Source organism: Mycobacterium angelicum, from assembly GCF_002086155.1.
GTDB lineage: Bacteria > Actinomycetota > Actinomycetes > Mycobacteriales > Mycobacteriaceae > Mycobacterium > Mycobacterium angelicum.
Genome location: NZ_MVHE01000446.1, coordinates 1 through 240 on the forward strand (window position 1 = coordinate 1; position 240 = coordinate 240).

Genomic DNA, 240 nt, shown 5'->3' on the forward strand with positions numbered 1-240 from the left:
GAATCGAACTGCACGTCGGCCGAGACCTGCAGTTCATTCGGATCAACGGAACAGTGGTCGGGGCGATGGCAGGGTTGGCGATCTATGCGATCGCGCAACTGTTGTTCTGACGGGTGCTAACAAACGCTTGCAATAGCAAGCACTTGGACGTACTCTGGTGGCCGTTGCACCGATCACCCCGAGCTAGGAGTAGCCAATGTCGTCGGAGGAGAAGCTGGCCGCCAAGGTGTCCACCAAGGC

Annotated in this window: 1 protein-coding gene; it reads left to right on the forward strand. The window is 58.3% G+C overall.

What is annotated here, in order from left to right:
* A partial coding sequence (locus tag BST12_RS30200; protein ID WP_130133459.1) for a DUF445 family protein occupies nt 1-110 on the forward strand: 110 nt, incomplete at its 5' end.
* Nucleotides 111-240: the final 130 nt, after the last annotated feature.